Source organism: Nonomuraea sp. NPDC049758 (assembly GCF_040674635.1).
Classification (GTDB): Bacteria; Actinomycetota; Actinomycetes; order Streptosporangiales; family Streptosporangiaceae; genus Nonomuraea.
Window position 1 is genome coordinate 85,509 of sequence record NZ_JBFAMZ010000028.1, and the last position, 16,068, is coordinate 101,576.

Consider the following 16,068-nt stretch of genomic DNA (forward strand, 5'->3'; position numbering starts at 1 on the left):
GTCAATGCCTCTCAGCGGTGGTGCGGAACGCGTACGAACCCGAGCCGACCCGGTAGACCGCGGCCCCGTCGTCGAGGCGGTCGAAGGTCACGCCCTCCGCCTCGGCCGCCGGCCGGCCGCCTTCGGTCACCCGGTCCGGCGGCGCGGGCACGTGCACCTCGGCGCGGGTGTTGGGCGGCACGACGACGTCCAGGGCGAGGCCGCCGTCCGTCAGCCGCCAGGAGATCTCCACCTGGCCGTGCCGGGTGCGGTGGGCGGTCCGCGCCCAGCCGATCCCGCCACCGGGACGGGGGCGCACGACGATGTCGGCGTAGCCGGGCGAGCCGGGGGCCAGGCCGCCGACCGTCCGGTACATCCAGTCGCCGACGGCGCCGTAGGCGTAGTGGTTGAAGGAGTTCATGCCGGGGTCCTGCAGCCCGCGGTGGTGGCTCCAGGAGTCCCAGCGCTCCCACATGGTCGTCGCGTCGCCGTGCACGACCGGGTAGAGCCAGGACGGGAAGGTGTCCTGCGTCAGCAGCCGGTAGGCCACGTCCAGCCGCCCGGTCGAGGTGAGCGCGTCCAGCAGGTACGGCGTGCCGAGGAACCCGGTCGACAGGTGGCCGCCGCGCGCCTCGACGTCACCGGCCAGCCGGGCCGCGGCCCTGGGCAGCTCGTGCTCCTCCAGCAACCCGGCGGTGACGGCCAGCACGTACGCGGTCTGCGTGCCGCTCGCCACCACGCCGGGGCCCTCGACGAAGGCCGCGCGGAAGGCCCGGCGCACCCGTTCGTACAGCTCCAGGCAGGAGCGCTCGTCGGCGTCGCGGCCGAGCGCGGCGGCGAGCCCGGCCAGCTGCCGGGCCGACAGCGCGAAGATCGCCGTGCCGACGAGCCGCTTGGGGGTGTCGGCGCCGATCGACAGCCAGTCGCCGAACCCCTCGTCGGGGAAGATGCCGTTCTCGGAGCGCCGGTCCAGGTAGGCCAGCCAGCGCAGCATCGGCTCGAAGCAGGCGGCGACCACGCGGGCGTCGCCGCGCAGCCGGTGCAGCGCCCATGGCAGCATGACCAGCGCGTCGCCCCAGCCGGGCGAGCCGGCCTCCTTGGGGTTGGGCGACAGGCCGCGGCCCGACAGCACGTCGGGCACCACGTGCGTGACCGCGCCGTCGTCGCCCTGGGCGTCGACCACGTCGGTCAGCCAGCTCCGCAGGAAGGCGGCGGCGTCGTAGTTGAACAGGGCGGTCGGGGCGAAGGCCCAGATGTCGCCGGTCCAGCCGAGCCGCTCGTCCCGCTGCGGGCAGTCGGTGGGGACGGCCAGGAAGTTGCCGCGCTGCCCCCACACGATGTTGCGCTGCAACCGGTCGAGCCGCTCGTCGGAGCAGGTGAACTCGCCGGCCGGCTCCATCGCGGCGTGGGCCACCCTGGCCGTGATCGACTCGGGGGCCACGCGCAGGCCCGAGACCTCGGCGTACCGGAAGCCGTGGAAGGTGAACCTCGGCTCGAACGTCTCGGCCTGCTCGCCGCGGGGCAGGAACTCGTCCGTGGCGCGGGCCGAGCGCAGGTTGGCCAGGTGCAGCCCGCCCTCGTGGTCGAGGACCTCGGCGTGCCGCAGCACCACCGGGCGGTCGCGGCCGGCGCGGCCGGTGAGCCGGACCCAGCCGACCAGGTTCTGGCCGAAGTCGGCGATCCACACGCCGGGCCGGTGCTCCCACACCCGCACCGGCTCCACCTCCTCGTGCACCCGGATCGGCGGCGCGACGGAGGCGGTCACCCGGCCGGCCGGCGGGCTCACCGGCACCGCGGGCGCCCAGCCGGAGTCGTCGAACCCGGCGGCCGTCCAGCCGAGCGGTTCTGCCGCCAGGTCCTGCCGCTCGCCGTTCTGCAGGTCGGCGTAGCGGATCGCGCCGGAGCCGGCGCGCCAGTCGGCGTCGGTGCGCAGCCGGGTGCGGGTGCCGTCCTCGTGCTGGATCTCCAGCTCGGCGCGGAAGGCCAGGCGGCGGCCGTACTGGAAGGAGCCGAACCAGCTGATGTTGCCGGCGTACCAGCCGTCGGCGAGGACCGCGCCGATCGTGTTGCGTCCCTCCGACACCAGCGCCGTCACGTCGTAGGTCTGGTACGTGACGCGGTGGCGGTAGTCGGTCCAGCCGGGGGCCAGGTGGTCGGCGCCGACCCGGGCGCCGTTGAGGTGGATCTCGTAGACGCCGAGCGCGGTGGCGTACAGCCTGGCCCGGCGCACCGGCGACGGCACGCCGAACTCGCGCCGCAGGTACGGGCTCGGCCGGTCGCCGACCGGTTCGCGGCCCAGCGGCGGGTCGCCGTGCAGCCCGACCTCCTCGGCCAGCCGCCAGCCGGAGTCGTCGAAGCCGGGCTGCTCGAAGCCCTCGCCCGGCCGCTCCTCGGCCCGCCACCGGCCGCCGGAGGTGACGGTCACCGTGCTCTCGCCCGCCACCGGGACGAGCTGCGGCAGCGCGGGCCGCCCCTCGACCACGACCTCCAGCCGCACGCACAACCCCGGCCCGGCGGCCCTGATCGCGAGCACGTTCTCGCCCGAGGCCACCAGGTCGCCGGCGTCGGCCACGAACGCGCCCGCCCGCCGCTCCCCCGCGACCCGCACCCCGTTGACGTACGCCTCGACAGACTCGACCGGCCCGGCCGCGTCGGCCCCGCCGCCGTCGCCGATCACCAGCCACGCCGACAGCGGCCTGGCCCCGCCCGGCACCGCGAACCGCGTCCGGAACGCCCCGGTCGGCGACCCGGACGGGCCGAGCGGCCCGGCGACCCAGATGCGCGGCACGTTCTCCAGCGACGGCAGCCGCTCGGAGCCGGGCACCATGGGGGTGCCGATCCAGCCCGCCATCCAGCCGCCGGCCTCGCCGAGCCCGGTCTCGAACCAGTGCGCGGGGCTCCAGCCGGACCATTCGCCGTGCTCGTCGGCCACCTTGACCCGCCACTGGTAGCGCGTCCTCGGCCGCAGCGCGGCGCCGCCGTACGGGACGTCGAAGGTCGCGGCCGAGCACACCACACCGCTGTCCCAGACTGATTCGGCCCCCTCGCCGGCCGGATCGCCCTCCCGGGCCACGACCAGCCGGTACGCGCTCTGCGCCCGTCCACGCCCGGCCCCGGTGATCCGCCAGGAGAACTCCGGCGTGTCCACGTCGAGGCCGAGTGGTTCGGCCAGTCCTTCGACGCGCAGGTCGGTCACGGCGAGATGCGACAAGGGTACTCCCGGCTAGTTGAAACATTTCAAGCAATGCGCACCGTAGGCACCATGAGGTACTTCCGTCAATGCCCTGATTCCAGATGTGCAGCACGGGTTCGTTTGGCTGAAACATTTCAACCAGTAGACTGGCCCTCTCTGCCAGGTGACCAGAAGGGCTGTCCACCGGTGACCGACATCCACAAGCCGGCCGAGCGCCGCCGGCTCAGCATGGTCGACGTCGCGGCCCATGCCGGCGTGTCCGTGGGAACGGTCTCCAACGTGCTCAACCGGCCCGAGCTGGTGGCCGAGCGCACGTTGCGCCGGGTGCGCGCCTCCATCAAGACGCTCGGCTTCGTGCCCAGCGCGCCGGCCCGGCAGCTGCGCGGCGGCTCGGGCCGCTCGGTCGGCGTGATGGTGCGCGACATCGGCAACCCGTTCTTCAGCGAGGTGCTGCCGGGCATCGAGACCCGGCTGTCGCAGGAGCAGCTGCTCCTGGTGCTGTGCAGCTCCGGCGACTCGGTCGAGAAGGAGGCCCACTACCTGCAGATCCTGGAGCAGCACCGGGTGCCCGGCATCCTCATCACGCCCGCCGGGCCCGACATCTCCCATCTGGTGGAGCTGCGCCGGCGCGGCGTCGGCATGGTGCTGCTCGACCGGCCGGGCGCCGACGCCCAGCTCTGCGCGGTGGCGGTGGACAACGTCCGGGGCGGCGAGCTGGCCGGCGCCCACCTGCTCGCGCTCGGCCACCGGCGCATCGCCTTCCTCAACGGGCCGCCGATCGTGCGCCAGTGCGCCGATCGGCGCGAGGGGCTGGCCAGGGCGGTGCGGGCCGCCGGGCTCGACCCCGACGAGGTGATCACCGAGGTCACGCTGCCCGCGCTGACGCCGCGCGAGGGCGAGGCGGCGCTGGAGCGGCTGCCCGCGCGCAAGGGGCCGACGGCGCTGTTCTGCGTCAACGACACGGTGGCGCTGGGCGCGCTGCGCGGGCTGGAGCGGCGCGGCGTGCGCGTCCCGCACGACATGGCGGTGCTGGGCTACGACGACGTCGAGTTCGCCGAGCTGCTGTCGCCGTCGCTGACCTCGGTCCGCCAGCCCAAGCACCAGCTCGGCCAGGCGGCCGCGGAGCTGCTGCTCACCGACGCCCGGGGCGACGCCAACCACTGGCACCAGGAGATCGTCTTCCAGCCGGAGCTCATGGTCAGGGCGTCGACCGTTCCTCAGTGACGTTTCAAGCCGGGCCGCCGCAGCAAATCGGGTCTTGCCTGGCCGCCTTCTGGGCCTCATTGTTGAGACGTTTAAATCCAGGAGGTCCCATGGGTTGGGTTGCCCGTATCGCCGCCGTCCTCTTACTTCTCCTTCCGGCCGCTCCGGCCGCCGCCACCGCCGCTCTGCCGTACCCGGTCAGGTCCGACTACCGCATCAAGGGCCTGCAACCGGACTTCTGGCCCGACAAGAACGAGATCGCCGGCAACAACGCCGGCGGCGTCGCCATGAACCTCATCTGGGCCGACTGGGAGCTCAGCGTGAAGTCGCCGCCGTGCGCGGCGGGCGCGCAGGAGTTCGGCGGGCGCTGCTTCACCGTCGGCTCGGCCGTCGACGCCGCCATCAGGGACTGGACCGCCCGCGGTCTCGTCGTCACCGCCGTCGTCTACGGCACCCCGGCCTGGGCCCGCGGGGCCCGTCCCTGCACGCCTGCCGCCCCCGGGTTCGAGAAGTTCTGCGTCCCCGACGACCCCGCCGACTACGGCCGCTTCGCCGGCATGCTGGCCCAGCGCTACGACGGGCAGCACGGCAACGGCCGCATCGCCGACTTCGTCGTCATGAACGAGGTCAACAGCAACACCTGGTTCGACATCGGCTGCGGCCAGGGCACGGCCTGCGGCACGACCGCGTGGCTGGACGCGATCGCCGCGAACTACAACGCCGCCTACGACGCCGTCATGGCCCAGCAGCCCACCGCGAAGGTGCTCACCTCGCTCGACCACCACTTCGGCACCGCCTACGACCAGCCGGCCGCCTCCGAGGCGATGTTGTCGGGCATGACCGTGCTCAAGGGCCTGGCGGCGCGGGCCGGCAACCGGGCCTGGCGGGTCGCCTACCACCCCTACCCGCCGAACCTGCTGGCGCCGCAGTTCTCCGCCGACGACTTCCCGAAGGTCACCTACGGCAACATCGGCGTGCTGGTCGGCTGGCTGCGCCAGCAGTTCCCGAACACGCCGTCGGCCTGGCAGGTGCAGCTCACCGAGAGCGGCGTGAACTCGTTGTCGCCCTCGTCGGAGGCCGCGCAGGCGTCGCAGTTGTGCAACTCCTTCCGCAACGTCCTCGGCACGCCGGGCATCGAGAGCTACGTCTGGCACCGGATGAGCGACCATCCGGACGAGACGGCGGCCGGTCTCGGCGTGGGGCTGCGCCGTACCGACGGCTCGGCCAAGCCGGCCTGGGCCACGTGGGCGCTGGCCAACCGCAACGACCTGTCGCCCCCGCAGTTGTCGTGCGGCTTCGAGCTGCTGCCCCACACCCAGCTCCGCCGCGGCTACCAGGCGAGCAAGGGGCACGTGGCCAGCTCCCGGCTGCTGCCGCCCGGCTTCACCCAGGAACGCGTGTGGAAGCTGCTGCGCAACCAGGCGGCCGGCACCGTTCCCCTGTACGAGTGCAAGGTCGGCGCGCACACCATGCTCACCCGCGACCCCGGCTGCGAGGGGCAGTTCCCGATGGGCCCGGTCGGGCACGTCTACACCAGCCAGGTGCCCGGATCGGTCGCGCTGCACCGGTGCCGGGCCGCGAGCGGCGACCACCTGGTCACGGACCAGGCGGGCTGTGAGGGCCTGATCCACGAGCAGGTCCTCGGCTACGCGCTGCCCTGACCCCGTCCCGGGCCGGTGGCCGTCCGCGTGACGACCACCGGCCCGGCGGCTACGGAGGCCGCCCGCGTGACGGCCACCGGCCCGGCGGCTATCGGGCCCGCTTCGCCGGCGTCCTGGGCGCGGCGCGGACCAGGGTGAAGTCGTCGACGTCGAAGTTCGCACCGGTGAACACCAGGTACAGCCGGGCCGCGCCGGCGGGCACGCCGGTCAGCGCCGTGGAGACGTCGGCGTAGGACTCCCAGCCGCCGGTGTCCGGCACGGTGACGGCGCCGAGCACCGGCCCCGTCGGCGAGCCGGTGCGGATCTCGAAACCGCCCGACGGCCCCGGCGAGGCCACCCGCGCCCGGAACGCGGTGACCCCGGTGAGATCCACGTCGTAGGCCGCCCAGTCGCCCGGGTTGACGTAGCCGAGCACGGTGCCGCCGTGCGCGGGCGCGTGCGGGTAGGTGGCCACCCCGGACGCCTGCGCCCAGGTCTCGGCCTGGACGACGGAGTCCCCGGCGGGCGGGCCGAGCTCCTTGATCCGGATGTTGCGGAAGGACGCCTGGTCGGCGTCGCTGTGGTTCTGGATGCCGATGTGCCCGTTCTTCAGTGAGCGGGCCGGGTCGGTGTTGGTGAAGTCGTTGATCCTGGCGCCGTTGAGGAAGACCTGGAGGCGTTCGCCCTCGACCCGGATCTCGTAGGTGTTCCACTCCCCCGGCGGGTTCAGCGCGGCGTCCCGGGCGGCGATGTCGGCGGCCTTGAAGCCGTAGACCGAGCCGGTGGTCCGGTCCGGCGCGTCGGTGGCGTCGATCTGGATCTCGTAGCCGTTGTTCACCGCCGAGGACGGGTCGGTCGAGGGCGGGAAGCCGACGAAGACGCCGGAGTTGTCGTCACCGGCCAGCTTCCAGTCCAGCTTGAGCGAGTAGGAGGTGGTGTACTCCTTGGCCTTGTACCAGAGCAGGCCCATGCCGCCCTGCGAGGTCAGCGTGCCGCCGGCGTTGGCGAAGCCGCCCGGCCCGGCCTGCTCCCAGCCGGTGGTCGAGCCGTTGTAGAGGGTGGTGTAGCCGGTCTCGGGGCGGCAGTCGGCCTTGGCCTGGCCGGTGGCGTAGGCCAGGCCGCCGCGCAGGTGCTGCCGGAAGGCGGGCTCGGCGAAGGACTCTGCGGTGTGCCCGCCGCCGGTGTAGAAGGAACGCCCCCCGTCGTACGGCTTGCACCAGGCGATCGGGTGGTCGGCGCCCATCGTGCCGCCCGAGTACGTCGACTCGTCCAGGGTGGCCAGCACGTGGGCGCCGGTCCTGGCGTTGGTCCGGTAGTCGTACCACTCGTCCGTCCGCGGCCAGGTGGCGTCCAGGTGGGCGGTCGCCGGGTGGGCGCGGTCCTCGACCTTGACCGTCGCCTTCTGCACCGCCGGGTGGGCGGCGAACCAGGCGCCGACGAGGCCGCCGTACCAGGGCCAGTCGTACTCGGTGTCGGCGGCCGCGTGGACGCCGGCGTAGCCGCCGCCCGCCTTGACGTACGCCTCGAACGCGGCCTGCTGTGTGGCGTCGAGCACGTCACCGGTGGTGTTGAGGAAGACCACCGCCTTGTAGGCGGCCAGGTTGGCCGTGGTGAACGCGGCCGGGTCCTCGGTGGCGGTCACGCCGAACCCGAGATCCCTGATCGCCTGGACGCCCGCCGCGATCGAGTCGTGCCGGAACCCCGCCGTGCGGGAGAAGACCAGGACGGCGGGGCCGCCGGCGGCGGGGGTCGCGGTGGTGAACCTCTGGGGCGTGCCGCCGTTGCACGTCCTGATGACGAGCTGGGCCGGGTCGGTGGCGTCGAGGCACTTGCCGAGCGCCTTGAGCGCGCCGCCCTCGGCGGTCCACTTCTGCGCGCCCGTGCCGTTGCAGGTCCAGATCTGCACCTTGGTGCCGTCGGCGCTGTCGGCCCCGGCCACGTCGAGGCACTTGCCGAGCGCCTTGACGGTCTGGCCGTCGATGGCCCAGTTCTGGGCGTTCGTACCGTTGCAGGAGTAGAGCTGCACCTTGGTGCCGTCGGCGGTGCCGGCGCCCGCGACGTCCACGCACCTGCCGTCGGCGGCGCGGATCGGGCCGACCGCCGTCGCCTCCTTGGCCAGGGTGAAGTCGTCGAGGTCGAACAGCGCCCCGGCGCCCCCGGTGAAGACCAGGTAGAGCGTGGTGGACGCGGTGGTCGCGCCGGTCAGCGGGGCCTGCACGTCGGTGAAGGTCTCCCAGCCGCCCGTCACCGGGACGGCGGCCTTGCCGAGCAGCGGCCCGGTGGGCGAGCCCGTGCGCACCTCGATGGAGCCGCCGGCGCCGCCCGAGGAGACCCGCGCCCGGAACGTCCTGGCGTCGTCGAGCCGGTAGGGGGTGAAGGCGATCCAGTCGCCGTTGTGCACGTCGCCGACCGTCCTGCCGCCGTGCGCGGCCGCCTTGGAGATCTGCGAGACGCCGGACATCGTCGCGTAGTGCTCGGCCTGGCGGTGGCGTGGCTGCAGGACGTGCTGGGTGTGGGTGGTCAGGCCGCCCTTGTCGGTGTACTCGGCGTCGAAGACGGCGAAGATGTTGGCCGCGTCGTCGTGCTCGCCGTCGGCCGGGATCGTCAGCTCGCCCGCGCAGCCGTTCTTCGAGGTGATCTGGTGGCCGTGGCTGTCGTGGCCGAGCACGTACGTCATCTTCACCTTGGCGCAGTCGATCTGCGTGTCCTCGGGGTCGGTCACCCCGATCGTGAAGGGCACGGTGTCGCCCCAGGTGAACAGCGTCCCGGGGGCGGGCGTGCCGATGGTCACGGCGGGGGCGGTGTTGCCTGCCGTGATGACCACGCCGGCGGTGCCGGCGTTGCCCTGGGGGTCGCGCACGGTGAGCGTGGCGGTGAACGAGCCCTCGGTGGTGTAGGTCTTCGTGGGGTTCGGGGCGGTGGAGGTGGTGCCGTCGCCGAAGTTCCAGGCGTAGGTGAGCGCGCCGCCCTCGGGGTCGGCGGAGCCGGCGCTGTTGAAGGCGACGGTGAGCGGGAGCTTGCCGGACGTCCTGTCGGCCTTGGCGACCGCGACCGGCGAGCGGTTGCGGTCCTTGATGTACTCGACGCGGTAGAGGGCGGAGTTGGCGTCGCCGCCGAAGTAGCCGGAGCCGTAGTCGAGGACGTAGAGCGCGCCGTCGGGGCCGAAGGCCAGGTCCATCACCTGCGTGCCGGTCCAGGGAAAGGCGGCGATCTCGCCGCGCGTGCCGTCGGCGGCCACGTCGATCGCCTTGATCCACTTGCGGCCGAACTCCCCGGCGAAGAAGTGCCCGTCGAGGTCCTGGGGGAACTTGACGGCGGAGTTCAGGGCGGCGTCGTAGCGGTAGATCGGGCCGCCCATCGGCGACTCCGAGCCGCTGCCGAACTCGGGCGGCGAGCCGGCGTCGCCGCCGTACCTGATCCAGGCGGGCTTGGCGGGCGGGAGCTTGGCCAGGCCGGTGTTGCGCGGCGAGTCGTTGGCCGGGCCGCCCGCGGCGCAGTCGTACTTCTGGCCGGAGGGGCCCGAGGGGAAGGTGTAGTCGTTGTAGGTCTCGGCCAGGGTGTTGGTGCCGGTGCAGTACGGCCAGCCGTAGTTGCCGGGGCCGGTGACGCGGTCGAACTCGACCTGCCCGGCGGGCCCGCGGTTCGGGTCGGTGCTGCCGGCGTCGGGGCCGTAGTCGCCGACGTAGACCACGCCGGTGGCCTTGTCCACGGTCATCCTGAACGGGTTGCGGAAGCCCATGGCGTAGATCTCGGGCCTGGTCCGCGCGGTGCCCGGCGGGAAGAGGTTGCCCGCGGGGATCGTGTACGTGCCGTCCGCGGGGTTCACCTTGATGCGCAGGATCTTGCCGCGCAGGTCGTTGGTGTTGCCGGCGCTGCGCTGGGCGTCGTAGACGGGGTTGCGGTCGGGGCGCTCGTCGATGGGGGCGTAGCCGGCCGAGTCGAAGGGGTTGGAGTCGTCGCCGGTGGACAGGTAGAGGTTGCCCTGGGCGTCGAAGTCCATGTCGCCGCCGACGTGGCAGCACATGCCGCGGTCGGCGGCCACGTCGAGCACGGTCCGCTGGGAGGCCAGGTCGAGCGTCCAGTCGGGCTTGAGGGTGAACCGGGCCAGGCGGTTGACGCCCTGCCAGGCCGACCAGTCGGCGCCGGTCGCGGGCGCGTCGCCGGCCGGCGTGCTGAGGCGGGGGGCGTAGTAGAGGTAGATGGTCCGGTTGGCGGCGAAGCCGGGGTCCACGGCGACGCCCTGGAGGCCCTCCTCGTCGTGGGTGTAGACGGGCAGCGCCCCGACCACGGTGGTCAGTCCCTGGGCGTCGGTGCGGCGCAGCGTCCCGTCGCGCGCGGTGTGCAGCACCGACAGGTCGGGCAGCACGGCCATGGTCATCGGCTCGCCCATCTCGGCGACGCCCTTGGCCAGCTCGACGCGCTGGTAGTCGGCGGGGTCGATGGCGGCGTGGGCGCGGGCGGGCGGGGCGGCCACGGTGAGCACGACCGCGCTCGACATGGCCAGGAGGACGGCGCTGACCCGCGCCGTCCATCGGGAGGCACGGGTGGGCCTGCTGGGGGGCATCGCGGAGGTTCCCTTTCCGTGGGGGGTGGACCGGGAAGGAGGGTTCCATTGGCGGACGATCGAAGAACCTTCGTAGATCGCGACAGTAGATCTGACTTTTGATGATTGTCAACGAAAGTCTGTTAAGTCCCAGACAAAACGGTTTCGGCCCGTGGCCGGAACGACGAAGCGCCCCGCCTGCGCGGGCAGGCGGGGCGCTTCGCGGACGAGGTCAGCCGGCCAGGGCGCTGTCGACCGCCTCCGGAGCCAGGACGTGCTCCAGCACCATGACGGCCGCCCCGATGACGCCCGCCCGGTCGCCCAGCTCGCTGACCTGGATGCGCAGGTGCTGGGTGGCCAGCGGCAGCGAGCGCTTGTAGATGGCCTCGCGCACGCCCGCGAGCAGGTGTTCGCCGGCGTCGGCCAGGTCGCCGCCGATCACGATCGCGGCCGGGTTGAAGAAGTTGACGATCGTGGCCAGCACGTCGCCGATCTCGCGCCCGGCCTGGCGGACGAGCTGGGCGGCGTCGCGGTTGCCGGCGCGCAGCAGCGCGACGACGTCCCGGCCGCCCGCGGCGGGCACGCCGGTCGCCGAGATGCGGGCGGCCAGCGCGGCCCCGCCGGCCAGTGCCTCCAGGCAGCCCACGTTGCCGCAGTGGCACAGCACGCCGTCGTCGGCGGTGGCGACCCGGATGTGGCCGATGTCGCCGGCCGCGCCCTGCGCGCCCCGGTGGAGGCGTCCGTCGGAGATCACGCCGCAGCCGATGCCGGTGCCGATCTTGACGAAGACGAGCTGGCCGGTCGCCAGCCGCCCGGCGCGCTGCTCGCCGAGCGCCATGATGTTGACGTCGTTGTCCACGAAGACCGGCACGCCCAGCCGCTCCCCCAGCCACTCCGGCACCGGGAAACGGTCCCAGCCCGGCATGAGGGGCGGGTTGACCGGGCGTCCCGTCGGGTACTCGACCGGGCCCGGCAGGCCGATGCCCGCGCCGCACACGTCGGCCAGGTCGCGCCCGCTCTCGTCGAGCAGGTCGGTGAACGTGCGCGCGAGTCGCCCGAGCGTCGCCTCGGGGCCCTCGTCGATCGGCGCGTCGGCGGTGCGCTCGGCCAGCACCGTGCCGCCGAGGTCGGTGATCGCCACCCGCTCGTGCGTGACGCCCAGGTCGGCGGCCAGGACGAGCCGGGCCGTGCGGTTGAAGGCGAACATGGCCGCGGGCCGCCCGCCCGAGGAGATGGCCTCGTCGGCGGGCAGCACCCAGCGGTGGCGGAGCAGCGCGTCGAGGCGCAGGGACACGGTGGACCGGGCCAGGCCGGTGAGCTGGACCAGCTCGGTCCGGGTGCGCGGCGGCCCGTCCCGCAGCAGGGAGAGCAGCGCGCCGGCCCCCGCCGTCGCGCCGTTGAGCGTGTCCAGAGTCAACACCAGCCTCTCCGCCGATGACGGCAGCCACTTCAGAGGAGCCCAAGTCTATCTTCGCCGAATGGCGCACGACTTATGGCTGAGCATCGACATAAGCCTGTCGATCTCGCGGACGATCACGTCGCCAGCGGGAGCCTCAGGACGAAGCGGGCGCCTCCCGGGTGGTCGGCCACGAACAGATCGCCTCCGTAGGCGTGGGCGATCTCGCGGGCGATCGGCAGGCCGAAGCCGGAGCCGCCCGCGTCCAGCGAACGCGCCTGTTCCTGCCGGTACAGCCGGTGGAAGATTCGCTCGCGCTCCTCGAGCGGGATGCCGGGCCCGTCGTCGATGACCTCCAGGACGGCGTACGGCGGCGCGGCGGCGACCACGAACTCGATCCTGCTGGTGGTGTGGCGCTCGGCGTTGGCCACCAGGTTGGACAGCAGCCGGGCCAGCCGCACCCGCGAGGCCCGGACCACCACGTCCTCCTCCAGCCGGGTCAGGACGGACGCGCTCGGCGGATGCGCGTCCAGCTCCTCCACCACCAGGCGGCCCAGGTCGACGAGGTCGGCGCCGGGCGGCGGGGCGGTGTAGAGGCGGGCCAGGGCGAGCAGGTCGCCGACGATGTCGTTGAGCCGCTCGGCGTCCCGGTGCAGGCTGCGCAGGGTCCGGCGGAGGTCGGCGCCGGGGTCGGACAGGGCCTCCTCCAGCTCGGTCAGCAGGCCGGTGATCGGGTTGCGCAGGTCGTGGGCGGCGTCGAAGACGAACCGCTGCTGGTGCTCGATCGTCTCGTGCAGCATGGAGACCTTCTGCTGCTCCTGGCGGTAGGCCTGGTGCAGCAGCGCGTCGGGCTTCAGGGGGCCGGAGACGCGGCCGTCGGTGCGGGCGGCGGGCCGGGGTTCGAGCGACCCGGTGACGTCCCCGAAGACGACGACGATCTCCGTCACCTCGCCCGACGGGTCGAGCACCGGGGCGTTCGCCAGCCGCCAGTGGCGCCGGCCGGGCGGATCCCAGTCGTCGCGCAGCAGCGGCACGACGTCGTCGGCGGCGGTGGCGGCCACCCGCTCCAGCGAGGCGCCCACCTTCGCCGCCCCCGCCCCGCTCAGGCCGCCCAGCACCGGGGCCGCGCCGAGCAGGGCGCGGCCGACGACCTCCGCCCGGTCCTGGCCGGTCATCCGCAGGTAGGCGTCGTTGACGGCGAGCACGACCTGGCCCCGGGTGAGCAGCATGCAGGGACACGGCAGCGCCTCGAACGCCGCCTGGTATCCGACCGTCGCTCCCATCACCGGGTCCCCCTCAGGGCCCACATACCCCCATAAGGCCGCTGACATGCGGAAATGCCGCGCTGGTGTCATTCTCATTCTCGATAGTGATAACGTGTGAAGCGTGACGACCTCGACAGAGCGCTGGGCCGAGCTGGCGCTGCATCCCGTGCGCATCCGCATCCTGCGCGCCGTCGCCGGGGGCCGCCGTACGCCCTCCGACCTGGCGGGCCTGCTGCCCGACGTGCCGCAGGCGACGCTCTACCGGCAGATCGCGACGCTGGCCAAGGCCGGGATGCTGGAGGTGGTCGAGGAGCACAAGGTCGGCGGGGCGACCGAACGGGTCTACGCGGTGCCCGAGGGCGGCCTGACGCCGTCCCCCGAGGCGCTGGCCGCCGCGTCGGCGGAGGACCACGCGCGGTACTTCACCGCGTTCGCCGGCAGCCTGCTGTCGGAGTTCGCGCGCTACCTCGACCGGGACCGCGTCGATCTGGCCGCCGACGGCGCCGGATACCAGCAGGTGGTCCTGCACCTGGACGACGAGGAGTTCGTCGCCTTCGCCACGGGGTTCGCCGAGCTGGTGCGCCCCCTGCTGGCGAACGAGCCGGGAGAGGGGCGTACGCCGCGCTTGCTGGCGACCGTCCTGCTCCCCCTGAAGGAAGGCTGAACTGTGGCAACGGTATGGGTCGACGAGGGTCAGGTCACGATCGAATTCGGGCGCTGGGAGCGGTTCCTCACCGGTCACGGCCGGTACGCGTGCCCGGTCGCGTCCGTGCGGGAGGTGCGGGTTGCGGGTGAACCGTTGCGCGTCCCGCGCGGCGCGCGCAAGGGGCTGAGCGTGGCAGGCCACGTCAAGATCGGCGTGTGGGGCCTGTTCGGCGGGCGGCGGCAGCTCGTGTCGGTGACCGGTGACACGCCGGCGGTGCACCTGCTGCTCGACCGTGCCGCGTCCGGCGGCGAGTTCGACGAGGTGGTCGTCTCGGTCCCCGACGCCGGCCGGGCCGCCGCCACGATCCGGGCAGCGGTACGGGCGGTGGTCGCGTGACCGGCATCGAGGTCACCGGCCTGACCAAGCGGTACGGCGCGCTGACCGCCGTCGACGACCTCAGCTTCACGGTCCGGCCCGGGGCGGTCACCGCGTTCCTCGGCCTCAACGGCGCCGGGAAGACCACGACGATGCGCATGATGGTCGGCCACGTCACCCCCACCCGCGGCCGCGTGACGATCGGCGGCCGACGCTACCGTGACCTGCCGCGACCGACCACCGTGGTGGGCGCGACCTTCGACGCCGCCTCCTTCCATCCCCGTCATTCGGTCCGCGACCATCTGCGCGTCTACGCCGCGATGGGCGGCCATCCCGATCGCCGGGTCGGCGACCTGCTGGGCCTGGTGGGCCTGGCCGGAGCCGCCGGGCGGGCGACCGGCGCCCTGTCCACCGGGATGCGGCAGCGGCTCAACCTGGCCACCGCCCTGCTCGGCGACCCCCGGGTGCTGCTGCTGGACGAGCCGGGCAACGGCCTGGACCCCGAGGGGGCGGCCTGGCTGCGCTCGTTCCTGCGCGAGATGGCCGCGCAGGGGCGGGCGGTGCTGGTCTCCAGCCACGTGCTGGCCGAGGTGGAGCAGGTCGCCGACGACGTGGTGGTCATCGGGCGGGGGCGGCTGCTGGCCGCCGGCCCCCTGCGCGAGCTGTGCGGCACTGAGCCGGACGTGCTGGTGCGCACCCCCGACGCCGACGCCCTGCGCGCGGCGCTGGCCGCCGAGGCCGCGCAGGTGGACGTGGCCGGCCCGCACGACCTGCGGGTCCGCGGCCTCGATCCGGCGCGGGTCGCCGCCCTGGCCGCGGCCCACGGGCTGCCGGTGCACGGCCTGACCACCGAACGCCCGACCCTGGAACGGCTCTTCCTCGGCCTCACCGGCGAGACGGCGGGCGCGCGGGAGCCGGCGGGCGCGGGCGAGGGGGTGGCGGCATGACCGGGTTCGTGCGGGCGGAGTTCCGGCGTCTGCTGGCCACCAGGATGTGGTGGGGCATGCCGCTGGCGGCCGTCCTGCTGGGGGGCGGTCTGGTCGGGCTGCTGGCCCTGGTCGGGCCGGAGAACTTCGAGCCGCCGATGCCGGGGCTGGACACCGAGGCGGGGGTGCGGGCCGTCCTGGGGTTCCTCGGGTTCACCGCCTTCGTGCCGGCCGCCGTGGGGACGCTCGCCGTCACGTCGGAGTACCGGCACCGCACGGTGAACTTCACCTTCCTGTTCGCGCCGGACCGGTGGCGGGTGCTGGTGGCCAAACTCGTCGCCTACGCCGTGGCGGGCCTGGCGTACGGGCTGGTGCTGGCCGGGACGGCCGGGGCCGCGCTGTTCGGCGTGGCCGCGGCCCGCGGCGTCGAGCTGGGCCTGCCCGCCGGGACGATCGTGGCGCTGCTGGCCCGGCTGGGGGTGGCGATGGCGGTCTACGTGGTGCTGGGCGTGGGCATGGGCGCGCTGATCCGCAACCAGGTCGCGGCGCTGTGCGTGGTGATCGGCTACCTGTACGGCGGCGAGCTGGCGCTGATCATGATCCCCGGTGTGCGGGAGGTGTACCCGTGGCTGCCCGGCGGCGCGACCTCGGCGCTGACCGACTTCACCGCCGTGGCCGACGCGCTGGCCGCCCAGCTGTCGAGCGAACCGGTCCGGCTGCTGTCACCGGCCGCCGGGGCGCTGGTCCTGCTGGCGTACGCGGCGCTGGCGAGCGCGGCCGCCGTCCTGCGGCCGCTCCGCCGCGACGTGGCCTGACAGTGATGATGTAGATGAGTGCTTCCCGCCAGGGTTTGACCCATGGCCTGACTGACCTCTGGGTCCTCAACGGGATCTGTCGGCCCT

The 16,068-nt window shown here is 73.6% G+C and carries 10 protein-coding genes; 6 read left to right on the plus strand and 4 right to left on the minus strand.

Going from position 1 to position 16,068, the window contains the following annotated elements:
* Position 1 precedes the first annotated feature (1 nt).
* Complete coding sequence (locus tag AB0J46_RS45600) at positions 2–3,190, minus strand: family 78 glycoside hydrolase catalytic domain (RefSeq protein ID WP_364341781.1); 3,189 nt, start codon at positions 3,188–3,190, stop codon at positions 2–4.
* 168 nt (positions 3,191–3,358) lie between these two features.
* Between AB0J46_RS45600 and AB0J46_RS45605 the strand changes: the two genes are divergently transcribed.
* Together AB0J46_RS45605 and AB0J46_RS45610 are read left to right on the plus strand one after the other, a co-directional pair.
* Positions 3,359–4,396 carry a LacI family DNA-binding transcriptional regulator gene (locus AB0J46_RS45605; RefSeq protein ID WP_364341783.1) on the plus strand — a complete coding sequence of 346 codons (1,038 nt, stop codon included), beginning with the start codon at positions 3,359–3,361 and terminating at the stop codon, positions 4,394–4,396.
* An 89-nt stretch (positions 4,397–4,485) separates the two neighbouring features.
* Complete coding sequence (locus AB0J46_RS45610) at positions 4,486–6,036, plus strand: DUF5722 domain-containing protein (protein WP_364341785.1); 1,551 nt, start codon at positions 4,486–4,488, stop codon at positions 6,034–6,036.
* A gap of 88 nt (positions 6,037–6,124) precedes the next feature.
* Here AB0J46_RS45610 and AB0J46_RS45615 read toward each other — a convergent pair whose 3' ends face one another.
* From AB0J46_RS45615 to AB0J46_RS45625, 3 genes are all read right to left on the minus strand, one after another.
* Positions 6,125–10,579 (minus strand): ThuA domain-containing protein, encoded by a 4,455-nt coding sequence (locus tag AB0J46_RS45615; protein ID WP_364341787.1) that lies wholly within the window; start codon positions 10,577–10,579, stop codon positions 6,125–6,127.
* Positions 10,580–10,790: 211 nt separating this feature from the next.
* On the minus strand, positions 10,791–11,978 hold the full coding sequence (locus AB0J46_RS45620) for an ROK family protein (protein WP_364341789.1): 1,188 nt from the start codon (positions 11,976–11,978) through the stop codon (positions 10,791–10,793).
* Positions 11,979–12,091: 113 nt separating this feature from the next.
* A complete protein-coding gene (locus AB0J46_RS45625; RefSeq protein WP_364341791.1) occupies positions 12,092–13,237 on the minus strand; it encodes an ATP-binding protein in 1,146 nt (381 codons plus the stop codon).
* Between the two features lie 103 nt (positions 13,238–13,340).
* Here AB0J46_RS45625 and AB0J46_RS45630 point away from each other — a divergent pair, with 103 nt between their 5' ends.
* The 4 genes from AB0J46_RS45630 to AB0J46_RS45645 are packed head-to-tail and all read left to right on the plus strand — an operon-like array spanning position 13,341 to position 15,981.
* Positions 13,341–13,883 (plus strand): helix-turn-helix domain-containing protein, encoded by a 543-nt coding sequence (locus AB0J46_RS45630; RefSeq protein ID WP_364341793.1) that lies wholly within the window; start codon positions 13,341–13,343, stop codon positions 13,881–13,883.
* A 3-nt stretch (positions 13,884–13,886) separates the two neighbouring features.
* Positions 13,887–14,261, plus strand: coding sequence for a hypothetical protein (locus AB0J46_RS45635; protein ID WP_364341795.1), 375 nt, complete (start codon positions 13,887–13,889; stop codon positions 14,259–14,261).
* On the plus strand, positions 14,258–15,187 hold the full coding sequence (locus tag AB0J46_RS45640; RefSeq protein ID WP_364341797.1) for an ATP-binding cassette domain-containing protein: 930 nt from the start codon (positions 14,258–14,260) through the stop codon (positions 15,185–15,187). The genes AB0J46_RS45635 and AB0J46_RS45640 overlap by 4 nt, the downstream gene beginning before the upstream one ends.
* The gene (locus AB0J46_RS45645; protein ID WP_364341799.1) at positions 15,184–15,981 is read left to right on the plus strand and encodes an ABC transporter permease; all 798 of its coding nucleotides are present in this window, start codon (positions 15,184–15,186) and stop codon (positions 15,979–15,981) included. The genes AB0J46_RS45640 and AB0J46_RS45645 overlap by 4 nt, the downstream gene beginning before the upstream one ends.
* The last annotated feature ends 87 nt before the right edge of the window (positions 15,982–16,068 follow it).